Below are 22,143 nucleotides of genomic sequence, written 5' to 3'. Positions count from 1 at the left end.
CTCCGGTGCCCGGTCAGACGCCGGCGGCGGCGAAGAACGGACGGCCGTAGGTCTCGGCCGAGACGATGTCCTCCACGGGGCTGCGGGTCAGCGACGAGGGGAAGCCCTTCCCCGGGTACCCCACCGCGACGTGCGCGGCGGTGAGCACCCCGTCCGGGATCTCCAGCAGCTTGCGGACGGCCGCCTCGTGGTGGCAGAGCAGCGTGGTCACCGCGGAGCCGACGCCCTGGTCGCGCAGCGCGAGGCAGAAGTTCTGCACGGTCGGGTAGATCGACGCGCCGCCGACCACCGACACCCGGTCCAGCTCCAGGTCGGTCGGGTGCAGCCCGTCGATCTCCGCGCAGACGACGACGATCGCGGGCACGGTCGCGAGGTTCTCGGCGAAGTGGTCGGCGTCGCGGACGGTCCTCGGCAGCGCACCGACGTTCACGGTGCCGTCGCCGATCCCGCCCAGGTAGGCCTTCCACATCGGCAGGTAGAGGTCGGCGAGCGCCTGCTTGCGGGCGGTGTCGCGCACGACGACCCAGCGGACCGGCTGGCGGTTGCCGCCCTGCGGGCCGAACCGGGCGACGTCGAAGGCCCGGCGCAGCACCGCGTCCGGTACCGGGTCGGCGGTGAAGTACCGGCAGGTCCCCACGGTGCGCATCGCCTCGGTCAGCTCCATCGCCAACTCCTACCTATCTGTGGTTAGGTTCTGGAGCGGATAGTGGTGTGACCCCGTGCACATGTCAAGCGACCGAGGAGGACGACGTGGCCTCGACCGACCCGGAGCTGCTGCGCGCTCTGGAACACGCGAACCTGCCCTCGCTCGTCCCGGTGCTCCACCAGCTGACCGGCGACCGCCGCTGGCTGCGCGACCCGTACCGGCCCACCCGCAGCCGGGGGATGGACGACAACGACCCCGGGGGGTTCGCCCCCGAGGTCGCCGCGGAGATCCGCGAGGCGGTCGCCGAGGCGGTCGCCGCGCACGACGCGGGCCGCCCGCCCGCGGTGCCCGCCCCGACCGGTGAGGCCCTGCGCGAGCTGCTGGAGCTGGCCAACGGCGAGCCCGTCCCGCCGGAGTACGCCGAGATGCTCGCCGAGGACATGGGTTTCGCCCCCGCCCCGGTCCGCGTCGCGCCGGACACCGACATCGACGCCGTGGTCATCGGGGCGGGCGTCTCCGGGATGCTCGCCGCGATCAAGCTGGCCGAGGCCGGGATCGCCCACGTCGTCCTGGAGAAGAACGACGACGTCGGCGGCGGGTGGTACGAGAACACCTACCCGGGGGCCGGCGTCGACACCCCGAGCCACCTGTACTCCTACTCGTTCCACCCGCGGGACTGGAGCACCCACTTCGGCAAGCGGGACGAGGTCCAGGCCTACCTGCGCGACGTCGCGGACACCCACGGGCTGCGCGAGCGGATCCGGTTCGGCACCGAGGTCGTCGGGGCCGACTGGGACGACGAGCGCGGCACCTGGACCACCCGCACCGCCGACGGTGCCGTGTTCACCTCCCGGATCCTGGTCAGCGCCACGGGCGCGCTGAACCGGCCGCGGATCCCGGACATCCCCGGGCTCGACACGTTCGCAGGCCCGGCGTTCCACACCGCGCAGTGGCCGGCCGACCTCGACCTCGACGGCAGGCGGGTCGCCGTCGTCGGGGCGGGGGCGAGCGCGATGCAGGTCGTGCCCGCGATCGCCGGCCGGGTGCGGGAGCTGACCGTGTTCCAGCGCTCGCCGCAGTGGGTCGCGCCCAACGACGTCTACTTCACCCCGGTCGACCCGGCCGTCGCGCTGCTCATGGCGCGGGTGCCGTTCTACCGCCGCTGGTACCGGGCCCGGCTGGCCTGGAACTTCAACGACCGGGTGCACCCGAGCCTGCAGGTGGACCCGGAGTGGGAGCACCCGCAGCGGTCGGTGAACGCCGTCAACGACGCCCACCGCCGGGTGTTCACCCGCTACCTGGAGTCCGAGCTGGACGGCCGCCCGGACCTCGTCGAGAAGGCGCTGCCCACCTATCCGCCGTTCGGTAAGCGGATGCTGCTGGACAACGGCTGGTACCGGGCGCTGCGCCGGGACGACGTCACGCTCGTGACCGAGGGGGTCGCCGAGGTCACCCCGACCGGGCTGCGCGGTGACGGCGGCACCGAGGTGGAGGCCGACGTCGTCGTCCTCGCCACCGGGTTCCACACCCACCGCTACCTGTGGCCGATCGAGATCCGCGGCCGCGACGGCGTCCGGCTCGCCGACGTGTGGGGGCCCGAGGACGCGCGCGCCCACCTGGGCATCACCGTCCCCGGCTTCCCGAACCTGTTCGTGACCTGCGGCCCGGGCACCGTGCTGGGGCACGGCGGCAGCTACATCACCATCGCCGAGTGCCAGGTCCGCTACCTGGTCGACCTGGTCGTCACGATGGCGGAGCGGGGGCTGCGCACCGTCGAGGTCCGCCCCGAGGTCGAGGCCGAGTGGACCCGGCGGCACGACGAGGCGCACGCCCGGATGCTGTGGACCCACCCGGGGATGACGAACTGGTACCGCAACGCCGCGGGCCGGGTGGTGTGCACGATGCCGTGGCGGATCGTCGACTATTGGCGGATGACCCGCACCGCCGACCTCGCCGACTTCCGGGCCGGGGCCGCAGGGTGACCGCCCCGGACCGGATCCCGCAGCCCGCGGCCCGGCGCAAGCGGACCACCGAGCGCCGGGCCGAGATCGTCCGGGCCGCCGCCCGGATCTTCGCCGACCAGGGCTACGCGCAGGTCGGGATGCGCGACATCGCCGACGCGATCGGCATCCGCGGGGCGAGCCTCTACCACCACTTCCGGTCCAAGGAGGAGATCCTCTACGCGATCTGCCTGACCGTGACCCGGGAGCCGGTGGAGGAGAACCTGCCCCTGCTCGACGCGGCCGGGACCCCCGCCGAGCGGCTGGCCGAGCTGGTCCGTGCGCACGTCCGGCACCTGCTGCGCCGGCGCACCGAGTACCTCGTGGGCCTGCACGAGCGCGCGGCGCTGACCCCGGAGCACCGCGCCGAGATCGACGCCCACGTGCGGCTCTACCACCGCCGCGTCCGCGACGTGCTCGCCGCCGGCATGCGCGGCGGCGAGCTGCGGGAGACCGACCCGACGCTGGCCGCGCTCGGGCTGCTCGACATGCTGAACGGGGTGAGCGGCTGGATCCGCGGGGAGTCCGACGCCGACGCCGACGAGGTCGTCGCGGCGCACACGGCGCTGCTGTTCGACGGCCTGCGGGTCCGCTGACCCCCCCCGCGGGTCCGACCCCGTCAGACGCGCTGCCCGCCCAGGAACCCGGTGACGAGCTTCGAGATGTCGTCGGGCCGCTCGATGTGCATTCCGTGGCTCGACCCCGGTCCGCCGACCAGCTCGAACGTCGCACCCGGGATCGCGTCGGCGACCGCGCGGGACTGCCACGGCGGGGTCAGCAGGTCCTGCTCCCCGACGAGGACGAGCGTCGGCGCGGTGACCCCGCCGAGCCGGTCGAGCGTGTCGTGGACCAGGTCGGCGTCCCACTGCTCGACGGTCACCTGCATCTGCGCCTCGTTCTGCGGGAACGCCGGGAGCATCGGCTCCAGCATCGCCGCGAAGTCCGGGTGGTCGAGCAGCTGCGGGGAGAACGCCAGGCCCGAGGTGGCCAGCGCGGACTCCATGTCGCGGTGCACGTAGGGCAGCCGCAGTGCGCTGAGCACCGAGCGCTGGAAGCCGTCGCACCGTCCCCAGGTGCACAGCAGCACCGCGGACGCGACCTGCTCGGGGCGGGTCAGCGCCATCTCCTGCGCGACCGCGGACCCGAGCGACCAGCCGAGCACGTGTGCCCGCGGGATCTCCAGGGCGTCGAGCAGGGCGGAGGTGTCCGCGGCCATCGACCCGACGCTGATCGGGCCGGCGCCGCGGTCGCTGCCGCCCAGGCCCCGGTTGTCGAAGGTGATCACACGGTGGGTCTCGGCGAGCCGGGACGCGAGCTCGCCCCACAGCGGGATCGCGCCGGACGTCCCCATGATCATGAGCAGTGGGTCGCCGTCGCCTGCGGTCTCGTAGTTCAGCTCGACGCCGGTGGACACGGGGATGCGGGGCACGGTGGGTCTCCTCGGGGTGTGCGGTCGGTCGGGGTCAGCGGTACTGCAGGCCGTCGTCGAGGTCGGCCTTCGGCAGCTCGACCCGGTCGACGTCGTGCTCGTGCATGTGGGTCCAGGGCTCGCGGTCGCCCTGCCCGAACATGCGGTGCTGGGAGCGTCCGATGTAGCCGGGGTTGAAGTTGTCCTCCGAGACCCACGGCAGCCGCGGCATGTCGGCGTCCTGCTCCCGCAGCGTGGGCACGACGACCCGGTCCCCGCGCTCGTCCATGCGCGCCAGGATGCGGCCGATCAGGTCGTTGACCAGGTCGATCCGCAGCGTCCAGCTGTGCCGGAAGTACCCGAAGGCGTAGGCCATGTTCGGGATGTCGCTGATCATCAGACCGCGCCAGGTGACGTGCCGGGTGAAGTCGACCGGCTCGCCGTCGACGGTGAAGGGGATGTCGCCGAACACCGCCAGGTCGAAGCCCGTCGCGGTGACGACGACGTCGGCCTCGATCACCTCGCCGGAGGAGACCTGCACGCCCTTCTCGGTGAACTCGGAGATGGTGTCGGTGACGACCGAGGCCTTCCCCTCGCGCATCGCGGCGAAGAAGTCGCCGTCGGGCACGAACGCGATGCGCTGCTGCCACGGCCGGTAGCGGGGGACGAAGTGCTTCTCGACGTCGGTGCCCTCGGGCAGCAGCGGCCGGATGGACTCGACCAGGAACTCGTGCAGCGCGTCCGGGTCGTCGCGGCCGGTGGTCGCCAGCCAGTCGAGCTGCTGGACGTAGGTGCGGCGCAGGATCTCGTGGGTCCACTCGCCGGGCAGGTCGAGCGGCTCCAGCATCGTCGCGAGCTCGTGCACGGTCGGCGCCGGGAACCAGTACGACGGCGAGCGCTGCAGCATCGTCACGTGCCCGGCGGTCGCGGCCGTCGCCGGGACGACCGTCGCCGCGGTCGCGCCGGACCCGATGACCAGCACCTTCTTCCCCGTGACGTCGAGGTCCGACGGCCAGGACTGCGGGTGCACGACCGTCCCGGCGAAGCGCTCGGTGCCCGGCCACTCCGGGGTGTAGGGCTCGTCGTGGTTGTAGTAGCCCTGGCACATCCACAGGAACGACGCGGTCATCCGCAGGGTCTCGCCGGTGTCGGTGCGCGTCACCTCCGCGGTCCACCGGTTCTCCTCCGACGACCAGCTCAGCGCGGTGACGCGGTGGTGGTAGCGGATGTGCCCGGCGAGGTCGTCCTCGTCGATGACCTCGTGGAGGTAGGACAGGATCTCCCCGCCCGCGGCGATCGACGGTCCCTTCCACGGCTTGTGCCGGTAGCCGTAGGTGAACAGGTCGCTGTCCGAGCGGGCACCGGGGAAGCGGTGCGTCCACCAGGTCCCACCGGGGGCGTCCTGGGCCTCCAGCAGCACGAAGCTCCGCTCCGGGAACTCCTCCCGCAGCCGGTGCGCGGCGCCGATGCCGGACACCCCGGCCCCGACGATCAGGACGTCGACGTGCTCGGTGGTCGTGGCGGCCATGGGGGTCCTCCCGGTGCAGGGGTGACGACGGTCACCCGACGCTAGGTCGGAGCGGGCGTCCCACGGGTGTCCGAACTTCGGACAGCGACAGGTGTTGACCGGTGACGCATCATGTGATGACGAGCACAGAGAGGTGCGTCGATGGGGGATCTGCTCGCACGCCGCCGCGAGCTCGTGTCCGCGCGGGCCGAGCTGCTCGACCGGCCCGACGTCGCGCTGCCCGGCGTGCCCGGCCACGTCGTCGCGTCGTGGCGGCGCAGCATCGCGGGCGGGGTGGACCCGGCGATGATCGTGAACCGGTTCCACCCCGACCTCGACACCGGCTCCCGGCTGGTCCGCTGTGCGCGCCCGGTGATGGAGCAGCTGGTCGAGCAGGTCGCCGGGATCGGGGTGTGCGTCGCGCTCACCGACCACCGGGCCCGGCTGCTGGTGCGGCTGGACACCGACGCGGTGATCGCCCGGTCCGCGGACGTCAACGCGTTCGCCGCCGGGTTCGGCTACGCGGAGGGCGCGGTGGGCACCAACGGGGTCGGGACCGTGCTGGAGTCCGGCCGGCCGGTGCACATCGTCGGCGCCGAGCACTTCGTCGAGCAGCTCCACGACTACGCCTGCGCCGGCGCCCCGGTGCGCGACCCGGCGACCGGGCGGATCGAGGCGGTGCTCGACCTGTCCTGCCGCGCCGAGCACTCCTCGCCGCTGCTGCTGTCGCTGGTGCGCTCCGCGGCCGCGCGCATCTCCGACGCCCTGCTGCACGACCGCGACCCCGCCCAGCAGGCCCTGTTCGACGCCTACGCCCGCACCGAGTCCCGCACCCGGCGGGCGGTGCTCGCCGTCGGGCGCCGCACGGTGCTGGCGAACACCGCGATGCAGACCCTGCTCGACGCGGGCGACCACGCCGCGCTCACCGACCACGCCCGGTTCCTGCTGCTTCGCGGCCCCGGCGTCGACGACCGGGTGGACCTGCCGTCGGGGACGCGGGCCCGGCTGCGCGGCGCGGTCGTCCCGGTCGGCGGGTCGGTCGCCGGCCTGGTGGCGGTGGTGACGCTGCTGCGCGAGCCCGACGGCGGCGGCCCCGCCGGACCGGTCGCGGCGACCCCGCGGCCCGACGCCGACGGGGTGAGCCCGGCCTGGCGGGCGGCGCGGGCCGCCGTCGCCGGGGCGCTGGGGGCGGGGGAACCGCTGCTGGTCACCGGCGAGCCCGGCTCCGGCCGGGCGCGGCTGGTCACGGACTCCTGGCCCGGCCCGGTGGTCGAGGTCGGCCCGGACGACGACGGCGCCGACCTCGACGACCGCGTCCGGCGGGCCGGGCAGCGGGCGCTGGTGTTGCTGCGCGACCTCGACCGGCGCGACGCCGGGGTGCCGCCCGCCGTCGCGCGCGGGGACCTGCCGACGGCTGGCACCCGCGCGGACACCGCCGTCCCCGACCCCGTCCGCGACGCCGTGCTGGCCCGGTTCCGGGTGTCGGTGCCGGTCCCGCCGCTGCGCGGCCGCCCCGGTGACCTCCCCGGCCTGGTCGCCGCGCTGCTCACCGAGCTCGCCCCCGGCCGCGACGTGCGGCTGTCCGCCGGGGCGCTGCGGACGGTGAGCAGGCACCCGTGGCCGGGGAACGTGACCGAGCTGCGCGACGCGCTGACCGCGGCCCTGGGCCGGCGGCCGGTGGGTGTGGTCGAGGCGACCGACCTGCCCGAGTCCTGCCAGAGCGCGCCGTCCGGGACGCTGCGGGCGGTGGACCGGGCCGAGCGGGACGCGATCGTCGCCGCGCTGCGCGACACCGGCGGGAACCGGGCCGCCGCTGCCGCGGCGCTGGGGGTGGCCCGGTCGACGCTCTACCGGAAGATCGCGCAGTACCGGATCACGGGGTGAGACAGGGCCGGCCGCGGTCGTGGCGTGGTCCGCACCCCGTCGTCCGCGCTCGGTCCACCGTGCCCGGCGAGCGTGCGCGATCCCGGTGCGGTACGACCGGGACCGTGCCCCGCCCCCACGCCGCCTCGCCGGACACCGTGCTGCCCGGGACCGTCCTGCTCTGGGACGCCGATGAGGTCGCCGACCCGCCCGCGGAGCCCTGCTGCCTGGCCGGGACCGCGCCGGGCGATCGGGCCGTGGTCTACCGCACCGGGCCGGGCGGCGGCGTGATGGCGCTGTTCGCGTTCACCGGTCCCGCCGAGCCGCACCCCGGCGGACGGCACGCGGCGGGCGTCGTCGTGCCGGTCGGACGGCCGGTGCCGCGGGCCGAGCTGCTGGCCGACCCGGTGCTCGCGCCGGTGTTCCGGCACCTGCGCGGCCGTCGCAGGCTGCCGCCCGACGCGGCCCGTCGCCTGGTCGCGCTCCTCGCGGGCTGAGCCGCGACGCCCGGCCGCCGCGGCGCACCGGCCGGGGCCGGACGGGCTCATCCCCGCACGACCTCGGCGATCGCCGCGCCCAGCTCGGCGGTCGTCGCGGTGCCGCCCAGGTCCGGGGTGACGGTCGCGCCGCCCCGCCCGACGACGTCCTCGACCGCGGCCAGCACGGCCGCCGCCGCCTCGTGCTCGCCGAGGTGCTCCAGCATCATCGACCCGCACCAGATCTGGCCGACCGGGTTCGCGACGCCCTTCCCGGCGATGTCCGGTGCGGACCCGTGCACCGGCTCGAACAGGCTCGGGAACTCCCGCTCCGGGTTGATGTTCGCGCTCGGCGCGATGCCGATCGTCCCGGTGCAGGCCGGTCCGAGGTCGGACAGGATGTCGCCGAACAGGTTGCTGGCGACCACGACGTCGAACCGCTCTGGACTCATCACGAACCGCGCCGCGAGGATGTCGATGTGGGAGGAGTCGACGTCGACGTCGGGGTACTGCGCCGCCATCGCCGCGACCCGCTCGTCCCAGTACGGCATGGTGATCGCGATGCCGTTGGACTTCGTCGCCGAGGTCAGGTGCCGGTTCGGGTGCCGCCGCGCGAGCTCGAAGGCGTAGCGCAGGATCCGGTCGACGCCGGTGCGCGTCATGACGGTCTCCTGGATCACGACCTCGCGGTCGGTGCCCTCGAACATCCGCCCGCCCACCGACGAGTACTCGCCCTCGGTGTTCTCCCGGACGATCAGCATGTCGATGTCGCCGGGGGAGCGGCCGGCGAGCGGGGCGGCGACGCCGGGCAGCAACCGGGCCGGGCGCAGGTTGACGTACTGGTCGAAGCGACGGCGGAACTGCAGCAGGCTGCCCCACAGCGACACGTGGTCGGGCAGCACCTCGGGCCACCCGACGGCGCCGAAGAACAACGCGTCGAAGCCGCGCAGCTGCTCGAACCAGTCCTCGGGCAGCATCGTGCCGTGCTCGAGCCAGTGGTCGGCGCTCGCGAAGCCGAACTCGGTGAACTCCAGCCCGATCCCGAACCGCTCCGCGGCCGCGGTCAGCACACGGACGCCCTCCGGGACGACCTCCTTGCCGATCCCGTCGCCCGGGATGACGGCGATGCGGTGCGCGGTCATGTCGTGTCCTCCTCGACTCGGTTGCTTCTATCCTGATCGGCGAACCGGGCGCGGTGAACCGTCGTCCGGGCCGGACAGTCTTTCCGCAGGGGAAAGGAGCAGGCGTGGAGCTGCCCGAGTTCGACGACCTGCGCTTCTTCGCCGGGGTCGCCGCCGCGGGCACGCTGACCGAGGTGGCGCGCCAGTGGGGTGTGTCGGTGTCGGCGGTCAGCAAGCGGCTCGCCCGCCTGGAACGACGCCTGGGCGTGCGCCTGGTCAACCGGTCCACCCGGCGTCTCACCCTGACCGACGAGGGCCGCCGCTACGCCGAGGGCGCCCGCGACGTGCTGGGCCGGATCGACGACCTGGAGGACGAGATCGGCCGTCGTCGCTCGGGGCTGCACGGGCGGATCGCGGTGCACTCGTCGATGGGGTTCGGCCGGGCGCACGTCGCGCCGCTGCTCGGCACGTTCGAGGCGGCCAACCCGGACCTGCGCATCGACCTGGAGCTGTCGCACCTGCCGGTCGCGGTCGGCGGCTCCGGCTACGACTTCGCGGTGCGCGTCGGACCGCTGCCCGACTCGCGGCTGCACGCCCGGGTGCTGCACCGCAACCGGCGCGTGGTGTGTGCGGCGCCGTCGTACCTGGGGCGCCGCGGGGCCCCGCGCACCCCCGCCGACCTGGCCGGACACGACTGCATCGTGATCCGGGAGAACGACACCGCCTACGCCCACTGGCGCTTCGGGACCGACGCCGACGCCGCCGGGGTCCGCGTGACGGGCGCGATGACCTGCAACGACGGCGAGGTCGCGACGGCGTGGTGCCGGGCCGGGCGCGGGCTGGTGATGCGCTCGCTGTGGCAGGTCGCGCCGCTGATCGCGTCGGGGGAGCTGGTGCAGGTGCTGGCGGACATCCCGACCCCGTCGGCGGACCTGCTGGCGGTGCACGGGGCCGACCCGCCCCGGCGGGTCCGCGCGGTGCTCGACCACCTCGTCGACGGGCTGGCGGAGCGGCTGCCGGTCAGGCCGGTTCCCGCTCCCGCCGCCGCGTCCACGGCCACGTGATCACCGCCCATCCCACCGCGACCAGCACGAACTCGACGACCAGGTAGACCGGCCACGGGCCCAACAGGTCCAGCGCGGAGGCGTTGGTCGGCTTGTGGGCGAGGAAGCCGTAGTTGGTGCCCGCCGCCAGGTTGAACGGCAGCACCACCGCCGCCCAGGCGATCGTGGCCGCCAGCGTCACGCCCATCCCGCGCCAGGTCGGCCGCACCCCGGCGCCCCAGGTCAGGTACACCGCGGCCCAGGTCACCAGCAGGTGCAGCGCCCAGAAGTGCAGGAACGCGACGTGCGGGAAGTCGGGGGAGTCGGTCGCCGGGGTGAGCAGCGCCTGCGGGGTCAGCGTGAGACCCCAGTAGTACAGCGGCGCGCACGCCCACCAGCGCCGTGTCCACAGGGCGACCGCGGCGGTGACCCAGGACAGGTCCGAGAGCTGCAGCGGCAGCGAGATGTGCACGTCGAAGGTCTGCGGGGTCAGCAGCCGCAGCTGCAGCGGCACCAGCAGCACGACGACCACGACGGCGAACGCCCGCGAGACGCGCAGCTCGGCGGGGGTGCCGCGCAGCCGTCGTCCCAGGGCCACCAGCGCGACGGCGCCGAGGACCCCGACGGTCAGCGCGGCCCAGTGGGTCGCGCCGTAGGGCACGAAGACGCCGGTGTCTCCCATCGCCCGATCATGACGGACCGGGCAGCGCCGCGAGCAACCGCCACAGCGGGCGCTGCACCGCGTCGGGGATCCCGGCGAGGGAGAAGTCCAGGTCGTGGGCGACGTTGAGCCGCGCGAGGCGGCGCAGCGGCGGCAGCCGCCCGGCCGTCGCCAGGATCCGGAACTGCTCCTCCAGGGACCCGGCGGGGGTCTCGACGGTGCGCACGCGCACCGGGCCGTCGCTCCCGTTGTCGAACGAGTGCGTGACGCCGGGCGGCACCACGATCCCGTCGCCGGGGTGCAGCAGGCTCGTCCAGCCCCCGACCCGTACCCGCAGGACGCCCTCGAGCACGGTGAACGACTCGGTGGCGCCCCGGTGCCGGTGCGGCGGGGGACCGGCCACCCCGGGCGGGACGACGGCCTCGAACTCGAAGGCCGGGGCGCCGCTGTGCAGCACGTCGATGGTCTCGCCGGACGGCATCTCGATGCGGCTCACGGCGGCCTCCCGGGTCAGGCGCCGGCGGTCCCGGCGGTCTCGGCGGTGTCGTCGGTGTCGTTCTTCTTCCGCTTCGGGATCAGGTGCGCCACGGCGACGATCACCGCGCCGACGACGACCCCGAGGATCGCCGAGCCGACGGTGTTGGTGAGCCAGCCCAGGAACCCGCCCAGCGCACCGGTCGCGTCGGCGACGGCCACCTCCAGATGGTGCACCAGGTCGTAGATCGGGGAGAAGCCCAGCTCGTCCATCCCGACGAGCAGGATGTGCCCGCCGACCCACAGCATCGCCGCGACGCCGACGACCGACAGCGTCGTCAGCACGATCGGCATGGCCTTCACCAGCCCGCGCCCGAACGACGCGACGGGGCCGGAGCCGCGCTTCGCCAGGGCCAGGCCGGCGTCGTCCATCTTCACGATGAGCGCGACCGCGCCGTAGACGAGCGCGGTGATCGCGACGGCGACGACGGCCAGGATGACCGCCCGGGCGACGATGCCCTCGCTCGCGACCTCGTTCAGCGCGATGACCATGATCTCGGCGGACAGGATGAAGTCGGTGCGCACGGCACCGGAGACGACCCGGCGCTCGTTCTCCGCCGGGTCCGCGGCGACCTTCTCGTCGCGCTCCTCAGGGTGCTCGGAGTGACCGGAGAAGTACTCCCAGAGCTTCTCCGCGCCCTCGTAGGCCAGGTAGCAGCCGCCGACCATCAGGATCGGGGTCAGCAGCCACGGCGCGAACTGGGAGAGGATCAGCGCGACCGGCAGGATGAACACGATCTTGTTGCGCAGCGAGCCCTTGGCGATCCGCCAGATGATCGACAGCTCGCGCTCGGGCTTGAGTCCCTGCACGTAGCGGGGGGTGACGGCGGCGTCGTCGACGACCACACCCGCGGCCTTGGCCCCGGCGCGCCCGGCGGCCCCGGCGACGTCGTCGAGGGAGGCCGTCGTCAGGCGCACCAGCGCCGCGACGTCGTCGAGCAGGGCGAACAGTCCGCTCACCGGGTCACCGTCCGTTGCATGGCCGAATCCGTGCGCACGCGCGGAGCCTACGGGGAGAGCGGGACGAACGGGACCGAACCCGCCCGATCGCAGGGCTTGACCGTGCCGCGACGGCACGGTGTCGACTGGGCCCATGGCAGAGGACACGACCATCACCCCGGCTGCGGCGACCTCCGGGCCGGACACCGTGGACCCGTCGGACCCGGTCGCCGCCTTCTCGGGGATGCGCGAGGTGGCCGCGGCCGTCGAGATCCCGCTGGAGGTGCCCGGGCGGCCGACCCAGCAGGGGCTGATGGTGACCCGGCACGCCGAGGTCCGCGCGATGCTCACCGACGACCGCTTCCGGCACGACGCCGCCGCGGTGCCGGAGGCGGAGAACTTCCTGCGCAACGCCCAGACCGGCCTGATCGGGCTGCCCGAGGACCTCGACCTGCTCCGCCGTCCGATGCTGGGCCGCGACGGCGAGGACCACGCGCGGCTGCGCCGGCTGGTGTCGCGCGCGTTCACGGTGCGCCGGGTGAACGGGCTGCGCCCCCGGGTCGGGGCGATCGTGGACGGTCTGCTCGACGACGTCGCCGCGGCCGGTGCCGACGGCACCCCGGTCGACCTGGTGGAGGCGCTGGCCTACCCGGTGCCGATCGCGGTCATCTGCGAGCTCGTCGGCGTGCCGGAGGCCGACCGGGACCGCTGGCGGGAGTTCGCCCGGCTGCTGATCCAGCCCGACCCCGGGCGGATGCCCGACGTCGCCCGGGGGATGGTCGCCCACGTCCGGGACCTGATCGGGGCCCGTCGCCGGGAGCCGGCCGACGACCTGCTGTCCGGGCTGGTCGCGGCACACGACGAGGACGGCGACCGGCTCTCGGAGCAGGAGCTCGTCGACATGACGGTGAACCTGACCGTCGCCGGGTTCGAGACGACCGCGCACGTGCTGGCCAAGGGCACCCTCGCGCTGCTCAGCCGCCCGGACGAGCTCGCCGCGCTGCGGGCCGACCCGCAGCTGTGGCCGACGGCGGTGCACGAGCTGGTCCGCACCTGCGGCCCGATCCCGGCCGGTGCCCCGCGCTACGCGGCCGAGGACCTGGAGATCGCCGGGACGTCGGTGCCCGCCGGGACCGCGGTGCTGCCCGGCCTGCTGCCGGCGAACTTCGACCCGCGCGTCGTCGACCGGCCCGACGAGCTGGACGTGCGCCGTGACCCCGGCCGCGGCGAGGGGCACCTCGGGTTCGGGCACGGTGCGCACTACTGCCTCGGCGCCGCGCTGGCCCGACAGGAGGTCGAGGTCGTGCTGTCGGCGCTGGTCACGCGCTTCCCGGGGCTCCGGCTCGCCGAACCGGCGGACGGCCCGTCGCGGCTGGGGTTCGAGCGGCTGCCCGCCCTGCCCGTCCACGTCGACCGTCCGCCGGCGGAGTAGACGCTCAGCGCGCCGCGCGGGTCTCGTAGAGCCGGCGCGACCACAGCAGGCTCCCGACGGTGATCACCACGCACCAGCCGACGGCGAGCGCGGCGTCGGTGCCGAGCCCGGCCCCGCTGCCGGGCCCGGCACCGAGCAGACCGCGCAGGGTGTCGATGACCGGGGTGAACGGCTGGTAGGCGGCGAACCAGCGCAGCCCGGCCGGCAGCGAGTCCACGGGCACGAACCCGCTGCCCAGGAACGGCAGCAGCACCAGGAACATCGGGGTGTTGCTGGCCGTCTCCACGCTGCGGGCGGCCAGACCGAACGCGACGGTGAGCCAGGTCAGCGCGAGCGTGAGCAGCGCCAGCAGACCGGCGACGCCCAGCCACGCGAGCGGGCCCGCGTCGCTGCGGAACCCGAGCAGCAGCGCCACGCCGAGCACCACCACCAGGCCGACCGCGGTCTGGACGAACGCGCCGCCGACGTGCCCGGTGAGCACGCTGGACCGGGCGATCGCCATCGTCCGGAACCGGGCGACGACCCCCTCGGTCATGTCGGTGGCGACGCCGATCGCGGTGCCGAGCGCGACGCTCGCGACGGTCATCAGCAGCACGGCCGGGGTGATGAAGGCCAGGTAGGCGTCGCGGTCACCGCCCGGACCGGCCAGGCCGGCGCCCATCGTGGCGCCGAAGACGAACACGAACAGCAGCAGGAACACGATCGGCTGGCCGATCAGCATGATCGTCAGCGACGGGTAGCGGCGCAGGTGCCGGACCCGGCGGCGCAGCATCGTCGCCGAGTCGGCGACCAGCCGGGGACGGTCGAGGGGCGCGGTGTCCGTGACGGGGGCGCTCATGACGCGGCCACCTCCGGGGTGGTCGGGTGGCCGGTGAGGGCCAGGAAGACGTCGTCGAGGTCGGGCGTGTGGGTGGTCAGCTCCTCGGGCTCCACCCCGGTCCCGGCGAGGCGGTCCAGCAGGTCCCGCAGGTCGCGGGCCCCGACGGCGGGCAGCTGCAGGGTCACCGCGGCCGGGTCGGCCACCGCCGCGGGCAGCACGGAGCGGGCGGCGGCGAGGGCGCCGTCGTCGGCGAAGCGCAGGCGCACGTGCCCGCCGGGGACCCGGGCCTTGAGCTGCGCCGGGGTGCCGCGCGCGACGAGCCGGCCCCCGTCCAGGACGGCGACGTCGTCGGCGAGCTGGTCGGCCTCCTCCAGGTACTGGGTGGTCAGCAGCACGGTCACGCCGCGGCCGACGAGGTCGCGCACGGCGTCCCACAGGTCGCGGCGGCTGCGCGGGTCCAGCCCGGTGGTCGGCTCGTCGAGGAACAGCACGTCGGGGTCGGCGACGAGGGTCATGGCCAGGTCGAGGCGGCGCCGCATCCCGCCGGAGTACGTCCCCGCGCGCCGGTCCGCGGCGTCGGCGAGGCCGAAGCGGTCGAGCAGCTCCCGGGTGCGGGCGCGGCCGGCGTCGCGGGGCAGGTGGTGCAGGTCGGCCATCAGCCGCAGGTTCTCCACACCGGTGAGCAGGCCGTCGACGGCCGAGAACTGGCCGGTCACCCCGATCGCGGCGCGGACGCCGTCGGGGTCGGTCGCCGGGTCGCGCCCGGCGATGCGGATGCGTCCGGAGTCCGGTGGCAGCAGCGTGGACAGGATCCGGACCAGCGTCGTCTTGCCGGCCCCGTTGGGGCCGAGCAGAGCGAGCACCGTCCCGGCGGGGACGTCGAGGTCGATGCCGCGGAGCACGGCGTGGTCGCCGTAGGACTTGTGCAGGGCGGCGACGGCGATCGCGGGCGGAGGTGTGGGCACGGTGGTTCCTCTCGTGGACGGGCTCGTGGGTGGGATCGCGGACGGCGGGGGTCAGGCGCGGCGGACGACGATGTCGCCCTCGCGGGACCGGGCGTGCACGGCGACGGTGTCGACGGCGTCGCCGTCCGGGGCCTCGCGCGGTGCGAGGTCGTTGCCGACCCGGCCGGTGGTGTCGAGGTCGAGCCAGGCGGCGCTGCCCTGCGCGACGCCGATCTCCAGCCGGCCGTGCGTGCTGGTCAGCGACACCTCGCCGCGGTGGACGCGGCCGAGCCGGACGTCGCCGTAGGCGGTGCGCACGCGGGCGCCCGCGCCGAGCTCGTCGACGTCGATGGGGCCGTGCGTGCCGGTCAGCTCGGCGTCGCCGGTCAGCTCGTCGGCGCGGATGCCGCCGTGCTTGCTGCTCAGCGTCGCGGTGCCGCCGATGCGGTGGATCTGCATGCCGCCGTGGTCGGAGCGGACCGTGGCGTCCCCGGTGACGGTGCCGCCGATCCGGACGTGGCCGAAGCCGGTGCTCAGGTCGGCGGAGGCGGCGTCGTCGACGCGGACGTCGCCGAAGCGGGTGCGGGCCTCGCAGGCCCCGAGCGGGCCCTCGACGACGATCCCGCCGTAGGTGGTGGCGGCGGTCAGCGCCGACCCGGCGGGCAGGGCGATCCCGACCTCGATCGAGCGGCCGGGGGTGCGCGGGGTGAGCTTCTGCAGCAGCCCGAGCTGCGGGCCGGTGACGCGCAGCTCCCGCCCGGTCAGCTCGACCCGGACCCGGTCGGCGTGGGCACGGTCGGTGTCGGAGCTGCGGACCTCGACGACGGTGTCGGTGCGGTCCGACGCGGTCACCCGCAGCTCGCCGATGGCGAGGTCGACGATCGCGGTGACGGGCTCGGGGGTGTCGTAGGTGGGCACGGGGCATCGCCTCCTCGGCGTCGCGGTGACGCCGTGAGTCAGGGGTGGGTGGCAGGGGTCGGGTGGCTCAGCCGAACCAGCCGACGCGGCCGCGGCGGGCGGCGTCGGGACGGTCGGGCGCGGTGGCGGGGCGGTCCAGCGCGGCCGCGGCCACCCGGGTCAGCCAGGTGTTCACGCTGAGGCCGTCCCGCCCGGCGGCCTCCTCGATCCGGGTCTTGAGCGTCTCCGGCGGCCGGAAGTTGATCCGGGCGACCGGCCCGGACTCGCCGTCGGCGCCCGCCGGCGCCGATGGCGCCACGGGTGGCGCCTCCGTCGTCGCCGGGGGTGCCGACGGTGCGGCCGACCCCGCGGTGACGACGAACTCGGGGTCGCTGCCGCGCAGCCGCACGTGCACCGACCCCGGTGCGAGCTCGAGGGTGATCTCGTCGGCCGCCGCGGCCAGCGCCTCGAGCAGGACCAGGCGGGTCGTCGACGTCAGGGGCGTGAGCAGCCGTTCCGCGGCCGCCCGCGTGTCCTCGCCCGCGGCCTCGCCCAGTGCGGCGAACTCGGTGCGCAGGCGGTCGACATATCCGTCCAACTCCATGGCGCAACTGTGGCGCACGATGGCGTCAGCGTCAAGGGTGTGGCGCCACGGAGGTCGGTCGGCGGTGCGGGCTTGACCCTGCCGCGACGGCACGGTGTCCGATGGACCGGACCTGCTGACGCCGTCGAAGGAGTACGTCGTGGACCGCACCACCTGCCCGGTCGCCGCCTTCGGGTGCCTGCGCGAACAGGGGCCCGTCGTCGCGATGCCGGAGTCGCCGATGGGCGCCGCGTCGCTCGTCACCCGGCACGACGACGTGCACGCCCTGCTGCTCGACCCGCGGTTCCGCAACGACCCCACCGGGGTGCCCGGTGCCGGGGACGTCATGGGCGCGCTCCTGACGGGGCTCGGGCTGCCGCCGGACCTCGACCACCTCGGCCGGGGCCTGCTCGTCCGCGACGGCGCCGACCACGCCCGGCTGCGCCGGCTCGTCTCGCGGGCGTTCACCGTGCGCCGGGTCGCCGCGCTGCGCCCGCGCGTGGAGCAGCTCACCGCCGAGCTGCTCGACGACGTCGCGGCCGCCGGTGCCGACGGCAGTCCGGTCGACCTGCTGCCCACGGTGTTCCGCGCGCTGCCTATCGCGGTGATCTGCGAGCTCGTCGGCGTCCCGGTGGAGCAGCGCGGACTCTGGCGGGAGCTGGCCGCGCTGCTCGTCGCACCCGACCCGGAGCGGATGCCCGACGTGGCGCGCGCCGTCGTCGCGCAGATCCACGAGCTCGTCGCGGCCCGGCGGGCCGACCCGCGCGACGACCTGGTCGACGTGCTCGTCGCGGTGCACGACGACGGCGACCGGCTCACCGCCGACGAGCTGGACGTCCTGTTGTTCGACCTGGTCGTCGCCGGGTTCGAGACGACCTCGCACGTGCTGTCCCGGGCGACGCTGGCCCTGCTGACCCGCCCCGACCAGCTCGCGACGCTGCGCGCCGAGCCGTGGCGGTGGCCCACCGCGGTGCACGAGATCGTGCGGACCTGCGGCGCGGTCCCGGTGAGCACGCCCCGGTACGTGAGCACCGACGTCGTCGTCGGCGACACCCGGATCGCGGCGGGGGAGTCGGTGACGGCCGGGCTGGTCACCGCGAACTTCGACCCGCGCCGGCACGACCGGCCCGACGAGCTCGACGTGACCCGGGACCCGGGTCGTGGCGAGGGGCACCTCGGGTTCGGCCAGGGCGCCCACTACTGCCTGGGGGCCGCGCTGGCCCGCCAGGAGATCGAGGTGGCGCTGCACGCGCTGGTCGAGCGGTTCCCCGCGCTGCGGCTCGCCACGCCGGCCGACGGGCCGTCGGACCTGGGGTTCGAGCGCCTCGGGTCGCTCGAGGTGCGGGTCGACGCGCCCTGACCGCCGGTGTTGCGCGACCACACCCGTGCTGCCGTCGTGCCCGGCTCCGGCCAGGATGACCGGTGTGACCCGTGACCCGCACCCCGCCCGTCTCCGCCGCGCCGGGACGGCGGCCGCGGCCGTCGCCCTGATGGTCGCCGCCGGGTGCGGCGCCGCAGCGCCCGCGCCCGCCGGACCGGCGCCCGCGCCGCCCACCACCGACGCCCCGGCGGCGGCCGGGGACCTGGCGTCGGTCGTCGTCGCGGGCGGGCTCTCCCACGTCTGGAGCGTCGGGGTGCTGCCCGACGGGCGCGCGCTGGTCACCGAGCGGGACGGGCGCCTGTCGCTGCTCGCCTCGCTCGACCCGGGCACCGCGGTCACCCCGGTCGCCGCCGACCTCGGCGACGTGTTCGCCCGCGGCGAGGGCGGGCTGATGGGCCTGGCCGTGCACGCCGACTTCGCGACGTCGAACCGGTTCACCACCTGCCAGACCCATGCCGAGAACGGGAACCCGGTCGACGTCCGGCTGGTCACCTGGACGCTGTCCGCGGACGGGGCCACCGCGACCCGGGTCGCGGACCCGCTGGTCGGCGGCCTGCCGATCGCCTCGGGCGGACGGCACTCGGGCTGCCGGGTCGCCGTCGACGACACCGGGGCGCTCGTCGTCGGGACCGGCGACGCGGCCATGCCCGCCACCCCGCAGGACCTCACCTCGCTCGGCGGCAAGACGCTGCGGGTCGACCCGGCCACCGGCGGGCCCGCGGCCGGCAACCCCTTCGCCGACGCCGCCGACCCGGCCCAGCGGCTCGTGTACACCTCCGGGCACCGCAACGTGCAGGGCGTCGCGGTCGAGCCGGGCACCGGGCGGGTCTTCACCGCCGAGCACGGCCCCACCCGCGACGACGAGGTGAACCTGCTGCGCCCGGGCGGCAACTACGGCTGGGACCCCTCGCAGGGCGGCACGGTGACCACCTACGACGAGTCGGTCCCGATGACCGACCGGGAACGCTTCCCCGACGCCGTCCCCGCCGTGTGGGCCTCCGGCAGCCCGCCCGAGGCGCTGGCCGGCGCCGCGTTCCTCGACGGCGACGCGTGGGGGCAGCGGAACGGGATGCTCGCCGTCGCCGCGCTGCGCGGGCAGAAGCTGCTGCTGATGCGGGTCGGCCCGGAGGGCACCGACGGCGCGGTCTCCGACGTCGAGATCCCGGCGACGCTCGACGGGGACTCCGGCCGGCTGCGCGGGGTGTACGCCGTGCCCGGCGGTCCGCTGCTGGTCACGACCTCGAACGGCGACGACGACCGGATCCTGCGGATCGACCCGAGCTGACCCCGCGGTGCGGGGCCGGCCCGGGCCGGTGGTGCCGGGTCAGCGCCCGGGGTCGGTCCGTTCCCGCAGCTCGGTGCCGGTGGCGACCTCGCCGCCCCCGGTCCCGACGGTCGCCACGGCGGCCTTGCGCTCGACGGCGCGGGCGGCGTCGTCGTCGGTGCCGGGCTCCGCGGCGGCGTCGTTCTCGGCCCTCATCAGCTGGTCGACGTCGACCTGCCCGGGGTCGTCGAGCACGGCCCGCAGCCGGTCGCGGTCCAGCTCCCCGGTCCAGCGGGCGATGACGAGGGTGCCGATGCCGTTGCCGGTGAGGTTGGTCAGCGCGCGGCCCTCGGACATGAACCGGTCGATGCCCACGATCAGGGCCAGCCCGACCAGCGGGATGATGTGGTCGAACGCCGCCAGCGACGCGGCGAGGGTCACCAGCCCGGCGCCGGACACCCCGGCCGCGCCGTTGGACGAGATCAGCATGAACAGCAGGATCCCGATCTGGGTGGCGAGCGGGACGTCCACGCCGAACGCCTGGGCGATGAACATCGCGCCCATCGTCATGTAGATCGCGGTGCCGTCGAGGTTGAACGAGTAGCCGGTGGGGATGGTCAGCCCGACGACGTGCTTCGGCGTGCCGGCCGCCTCCAGCTTGCGCATCATCCGCGGCAGCACCGTCTCCGACGACGACGTGCCGAGCACGATCAGCAGCTCGTCCTTGATGTAGCGCAGGTACTTGAGCAGCGAGAACCCGGCGAGCCGGCAGATCGGGCTGAGCACCACGAAGATGAAGATCAGGCAGGTCGCCCAGAAGGTCAGCATGAACCCGGCCAGGCTGCCCAGGATCGAGCTGCCGTGCTGGCCGATGGTGAACGCGATCCCGCCGAACGCGCCGAGCGGGGCGACCCACATGACCAGCTTGATCACGCCGAACATGACCTGGGCGAACGAGTCCAGGGCGCGGGTGATGCCCTTGCCCCGCTCGCCGAGCATGGTGATCGCGACGCCGACCAGGATCGCCAGCAGCAGCACCTGCAGGAGCTGGCCGTCGGTGAAGGCCGAGGCGAACGAGTCCGGCACCAGCGCCAGCAGGAAGTCGGTGATGCCCCCGCCCGCGGCGGCCCCGGCCGACTCGATGGTGGAGTCCGCGGCCGAGCCGTCGAAGCTCTCCCGGTCGTAGCCGAGCCCGACGCCCGGGGCGATGACGTTGATCGTCAGCAGGCCCAGGGCCAGCGCGATCAGGGTGGTGACGTTGAAGTAGACCACCGTGCGCCCGGCGAGCCCGCCGACCTTGGCGAGGTTGCCGAGACCGGCGATCCCGACCACCACGGTCGCGAAGATGACCGGCGCGATCACGACCTTCACCAGGCTGATGAACAGCGTGGCGAGCCACTGCATCTGCGCGCCCACCTCGGGCAGCAGCAGGCCGACGAGGATCCCCGCGGCGATGCCGGCGAGCACCCAGACGTAGAGGTGCTTGTAGATCGGGGTCCTCGTCCGGGGCCGTGGTGCGGCCGGGACGGCGTCCGCCGTTGGACTGCTCATGCTCGCTCCCTCGCGTGACGATGCTGGACGGAGAGTGGTCGGGCGGGGCGTCGCGCGGGGCCGGACGGCCGGAATCTTGGGCTGTTCTTGGGATTACCGGCATACCGGACGAAAACGTAGGATGCGGACATGGCCGGATGGTCGCGCCGCGACGTGCTGCGCGGCGGCGGACTGCTCGCCGGGACCCTGCTCGCCGGTGGTGCGCTGACCGGCTGCGCGGCGCCGCCACCCCGCCCGCCGTCGCCGTTCCGGCTGGCCACGGGCCCGGAGGGGGCGGTCTACCGCGAGATCGGCGCCGCGCTGGCCGGGCTGCTGGACCGCGAGTGGGGCCGCGAGGTCGTCGAGGTCGTGCACACCGACTCGGCCCCGGAGAACGTCGCGCTGCTGACCTCCGGGCGGGCCGAGCTGGCGTTCGTCAACGTCGACGTCGCGCTCGCCCACCCGGAGCCGGTCGTCGCGCTGGCCCGGGTGTTCGACTCGGTGCTCCACGCGCTCGTGCCCGCCGCGAGCCCGGCCCGCGACGCCCGCGACCTCGACGGCCTGACCCTCGCCTGCGGTGCGCCGCGCTCCGGGACCCGGTTCGTCACCGAGCGGCTGCTGGAGGTCGCCGGGGTCCGGGCGACGCTGCGCAGCCACACCCAGGCCGACTCGGTGCGGGCGTTCCGGGCGGGGGAGGTCGACGGCGTCCTGAGCCTCACCGGCATGCCGACGCCCGCGGTCACCGAGCTGGCCTCCTCCGGCGGGGTCCGGCTGCTGGACCTGACCGCGCAGGTGGAGGCGCTGATCGCGCGGCACCCGCTGGAGTACGTGCCGGTCGTGGTGCCCGCGACGATGTACCCGCCGCTGGAGGCCGCGCCCGCCCCGGCCGTCCCGACGCTGCTCGCGGTGTCGCCGTCGATGGACGACGCCCTCGCGCACTGGCTCACCGACCAGCTGTTCGTCCACTCCGACGAGCTGTCCCGGGTCCGGCTGGAGGCGGGCCAGATCAACCCGCGCACCGGCGCGGCGACGACGCCGGTCCCGCTGCACCCGGCCGCGCGCCGCTGGTTCCGCGGCCACAAGCCCTGACCTCC

Annotated in this window: 21 protein-coding genes; 9 read left to right on the top strand and 12 right to left on the bottom strand. The window is 74.9% G+C overall.

What is annotated here, in order from left to right:
- Positions 1-13 precede the first annotated feature (13 nt).
- Positions 14-664 carry a nitroreductase family protein gene (locus KPL60_RS00870; protein WP_226364577.1) on the bottom strand — a complete coding sequence of 217 codons (651 nt, stop codon included), beginning with the start codon at positions 662-664 and terminating at the stop codon, positions 14-16.
- Between the two features lie 86 nt (positions 665-750).
- Here KPL60_RS00870 and KPL60_RS00865 point away from each other — a divergent pair, with 86 nt between their 5' ends.
- Entirely contained in the window at positions 751-2,628 is a 1,878-nt protein-coding gene (locus KPL60_RS00865; protein WP_226364576.1) for an NAD(P)/FAD-dependent oxidoreductase, read from the top strand.
- Positions 2,625-3,242, top strand: coding sequence for a TetR/AcrR family transcriptional regulator (locus KPL60_RS00860; protein ID WP_226355023.1), 618 nt, complete (start codon positions 2,625-2,627; stop codon positions 3,240-3,242). The genes KPL60_RS00865 and KPL60_RS00860 overlap by 4 nt, the downstream gene beginning before the upstream one ends.
- Before the next feature lie 23 nt (positions 3,243-3,265).
- Here KPL60_RS00860 and KPL60_RS00855 read toward each other — a convergent pair whose 3' ends face one another.
- Entirely contained in the window at positions 3,266-4,075 is an 810-nt protein-coding gene (locus KPL60_RS00855) for an alpha/beta fold hydrolase (RefSeq protein ID WP_226364575.1), read from the bottom strand.
- Between the two features lie 34 nt (positions 4,076-4,109).
- A complete protein-coding gene (locus tag KPL60_RS00850; RefSeq protein WP_226355025.1) occupies positions 4,110-5,582 on the bottom strand; it encodes an NAD(P)/FAD-dependent oxidoreductase in 1,473 nt (490 codons plus the stop codon).
- Positions 5,583-5,723: 141 nt separating this feature from the next.
- Between KPL60_RS00850 and KPL60_RS00845 the strand changes: the two genes are divergently transcribed.
- Together KPL60_RS00845 and KPL60_RS00840 are read left to right on the top strand one after the other, a co-directional pair.
- Positions 5,724-7,445 (top strand): sigma-54-dependent Fis family transcriptional regulator, encoded by a 1,722-nt coding sequence (locus KPL60_RS00845; protein WP_226364574.1) that lies wholly within the window; start codon positions 5,724-5,726, stop codon positions 7,443-7,445.
- 104 nt (positions 7,446-7,549) lie between these two features.
- Positions 7,550-7,921 carry a hypothetical protein gene (locus KPL60_RS00840; RefSeq protein WP_226364573.1) on the top strand — a complete coding sequence of 124 codons (372 nt, stop codon included), beginning with the start codon at positions 7,550-7,552 and terminating at the stop codon, positions 7,919-7,921.
- 47 nt (positions 7,922-7,968) lie between these two features.
- Here the strand turns inward: KPL60_RS00840 and KPL60_RS00835 are convergent, their stop codons facing one another.
- Positions 7,969-9,042: a tartrate dehydrogenase gene (locus KPL60_RS00835; protein WP_062400013.1), complete on the bottom strand. Its 1,074-nt coding sequence runs from the start codon at positions 9,040-9,042 to the stop codon at positions 7,969-7,971.
- Positions 9,043-9,146: 104 nt separating this feature from the next.
- Between KPL60_RS00835 and KPL60_RS00830 the strand changes: the two genes are divergently transcribed.
- Positions 9,147-10,085: a LysR family transcriptional regulator gene (locus KPL60_RS00830; RefSeq protein ID WP_226355030.1), complete on the top strand. Its 939-nt coding sequence runs from the start codon at positions 9,147-9,149 to the stop codon at positions 10,083-10,085.
- Here KPL60_RS00830 and KPL60_RS00825 read toward each other — a convergent pair.
- Genes KPL60_RS00825 through KPL60_RS00815 form a run of 3 tightly spaced genes read right to left on the bottom strand, consistent with a single transcriptional unit; the run spans position 10,042 to position 12,219 of the window.
- Positions 10,042-10,746, bottom strand: coding sequence for a TIGR02206 family membrane protein (locus KPL60_RS00825; RefSeq protein WP_226355031.1), 705 nt, complete (start codon positions 10,744-10,746; stop codon positions 10,042-10,044). The two genes, KPL60_RS00830 and KPL60_RS00825, sit on opposite strands and share 44 nt — an antisense overlap.
- 7 nt (positions 10,747-10,753) lie before the next feature.
- Positions 10,754-11,221 (bottom strand): cupin domain-containing protein, encoded by a 468-nt coding sequence (locus KPL60_RS00820; protein ID WP_226355032.1) that lies wholly within the window; start codon positions 11,219-11,221, stop codon positions 10,754-10,756.
- Between the two features lie 14 nt (positions 11,222-11,235).
- A complete protein-coding gene (locus KPL60_RS00815; RefSeq protein WP_226364572.1) occupies positions 11,236-12,219 on the bottom strand; it encodes a DUF808 domain-containing protein in 984 nt (327 codons plus the stop codon).
- Positions 12,220-12,352: 133 nt separating this feature from the next.
- Between KPL60_RS00815 and KPL60_RS00810 the strand changes: the two genes are divergently transcribed.
- Positions 12,353-13,630 (top strand): cytochrome P450, encoded by a 1,278-nt coding sequence (locus KPL60_RS00810; RefSeq protein WP_226364571.1) that lies wholly within the window; start codon positions 12,353-12,355, stop codon positions 13,628-13,630.
- 4 nt (positions 13,631-13,634) lie between these two features.
- Here KPL60_RS00810 and KPL60_RS00805 read toward each other — a convergent pair whose 3' ends face one another.
- From KPL60_RS00805 to KPL60_RS00790, 4 genes are all read right to left on the bottom strand, one after another.
- Positions 13,635-14,468, bottom strand: a complete 834-nt coding sequence (locus tag KPL60_RS00805; protein ID WP_226355035.1) for an ABC transporter permease — start codon at positions 14,466-14,468, stop codon at positions 13,635-13,637.
- Positions 14,465-15,415, bottom strand: coding sequence for an ABC transporter ATP-binding protein (locus KPL60_RS00800; RefSeq protein WP_226364570.1), 951 nt, complete (start codon positions 15,413-15,415; stop codon positions 14,465-14,467). The genes KPL60_RS00805 and KPL60_RS00800 overlap by 4 nt, the downstream gene beginning before the upstream one ends.
- Before the next feature lie 51 nt (positions 15,416-15,466).
- On the bottom strand, positions 15,467-16,312 hold the full coding sequence (locus KPL60_RS00795; RefSeq protein ID WP_226364569.1) for a DUF4097 family beta strand repeat-containing protein: 846 nt from the start codon (positions 16,310-16,312) through the stop codon (positions 15,467-15,469).
- A gap of 67 nt (positions 16,313-16,379) precedes the next feature.
- Positions 16,380-16,895 carry a hypothetical protein gene (locus KPL60_RS00790; protein ID WP_226355038.1) on the bottom strand — a complete coding sequence of 172 codons (516 nt, stop codon included), beginning with the start codon at positions 16,893-16,895 and terminating at the stop codon, positions 16,380-16,382.
- Positions 16,896-16,989: 94 nt separating this feature from the next.
- On the opposite strand from KPL60_RS00790, the gene KPL60_RS34405 reads away from it, so the two are divergent.
- Together KPL60_RS34405 and KPL60_RS00780 are read left to right on the top strand one after the other, a co-directional pair.
- Complete coding sequence (locus tag KPL60_RS34405) at positions 16,990-18,234, top strand: cytochrome P450 (protein WP_226364568.1); 1,245 nt, start codon at positions 16,990-16,992, stop codon at positions 18,232-18,234.
- A 55-nt stretch (positions 18,235-18,289) separates the two neighbouring features.
- The gene (locus tag KPL60_RS00780; RefSeq protein ID WP_226364567.1) at positions 18,290-19,540 is read left to right on the top strand and encodes a sorbosone dehydrogenase family protein; all 1,251 of its coding nucleotides are present in this window, start codon (positions 18,290-18,292) and stop codon (positions 19,538-19,540) included.
- A gap of 39 nt (positions 19,541-19,579) precedes the next feature.
- Here KPL60_RS00780 and dctA read toward each other — a convergent pair whose 3' ends face one another.
- Positions 19,580-21,070 carry a C4-dicarboxylate transporter DctA gene (gene dctA / locus KPL60_RS00775; RefSeq protein WP_226364566.1) on the bottom strand — a complete coding sequence of 497 codons (1,491 nt, stop codon included), beginning with the start codon at positions 21,068-21,070 and terminating at the stop codon, positions 19,580-19,582.
- 129 nt (positions 21,071-21,199) lie between these two features.
- On the opposite strand from dctA, the gene KPL60_RS00770 reads away from it, so the two are divergent.
- Positions 21,200-22,138 (top strand): TAXI family TRAP transporter solute-binding subunit, encoded by a 939-nt coding sequence (locus tag KPL60_RS00770; RefSeq protein WP_226364565.1) that lies wholly within the window; start codon positions 21,200-21,202, stop codon positions 22,136-22,138.
- The last annotated feature ends 5 nt before the right edge of the window (positions 22,139-22,143 follow it).

Origin of the sequence: Pseudonocardia sp. ICBG162 (assembly GCF_020496225.1) — a bacterium.
In the GTDB taxonomy this organism is placed as follows: domain Bacteria; phylum Actinomycetota; class Actinomycetes; order Mycobacteriales; family Pseudonocardiaceae; genus Pseudonocardia; species Pseudonocardia alni.
The sequence above is the reverse complement of the archived record's forward strand: the minus strand, read 5'-3'. Positions and strand labels throughout refer to the sequence as shown.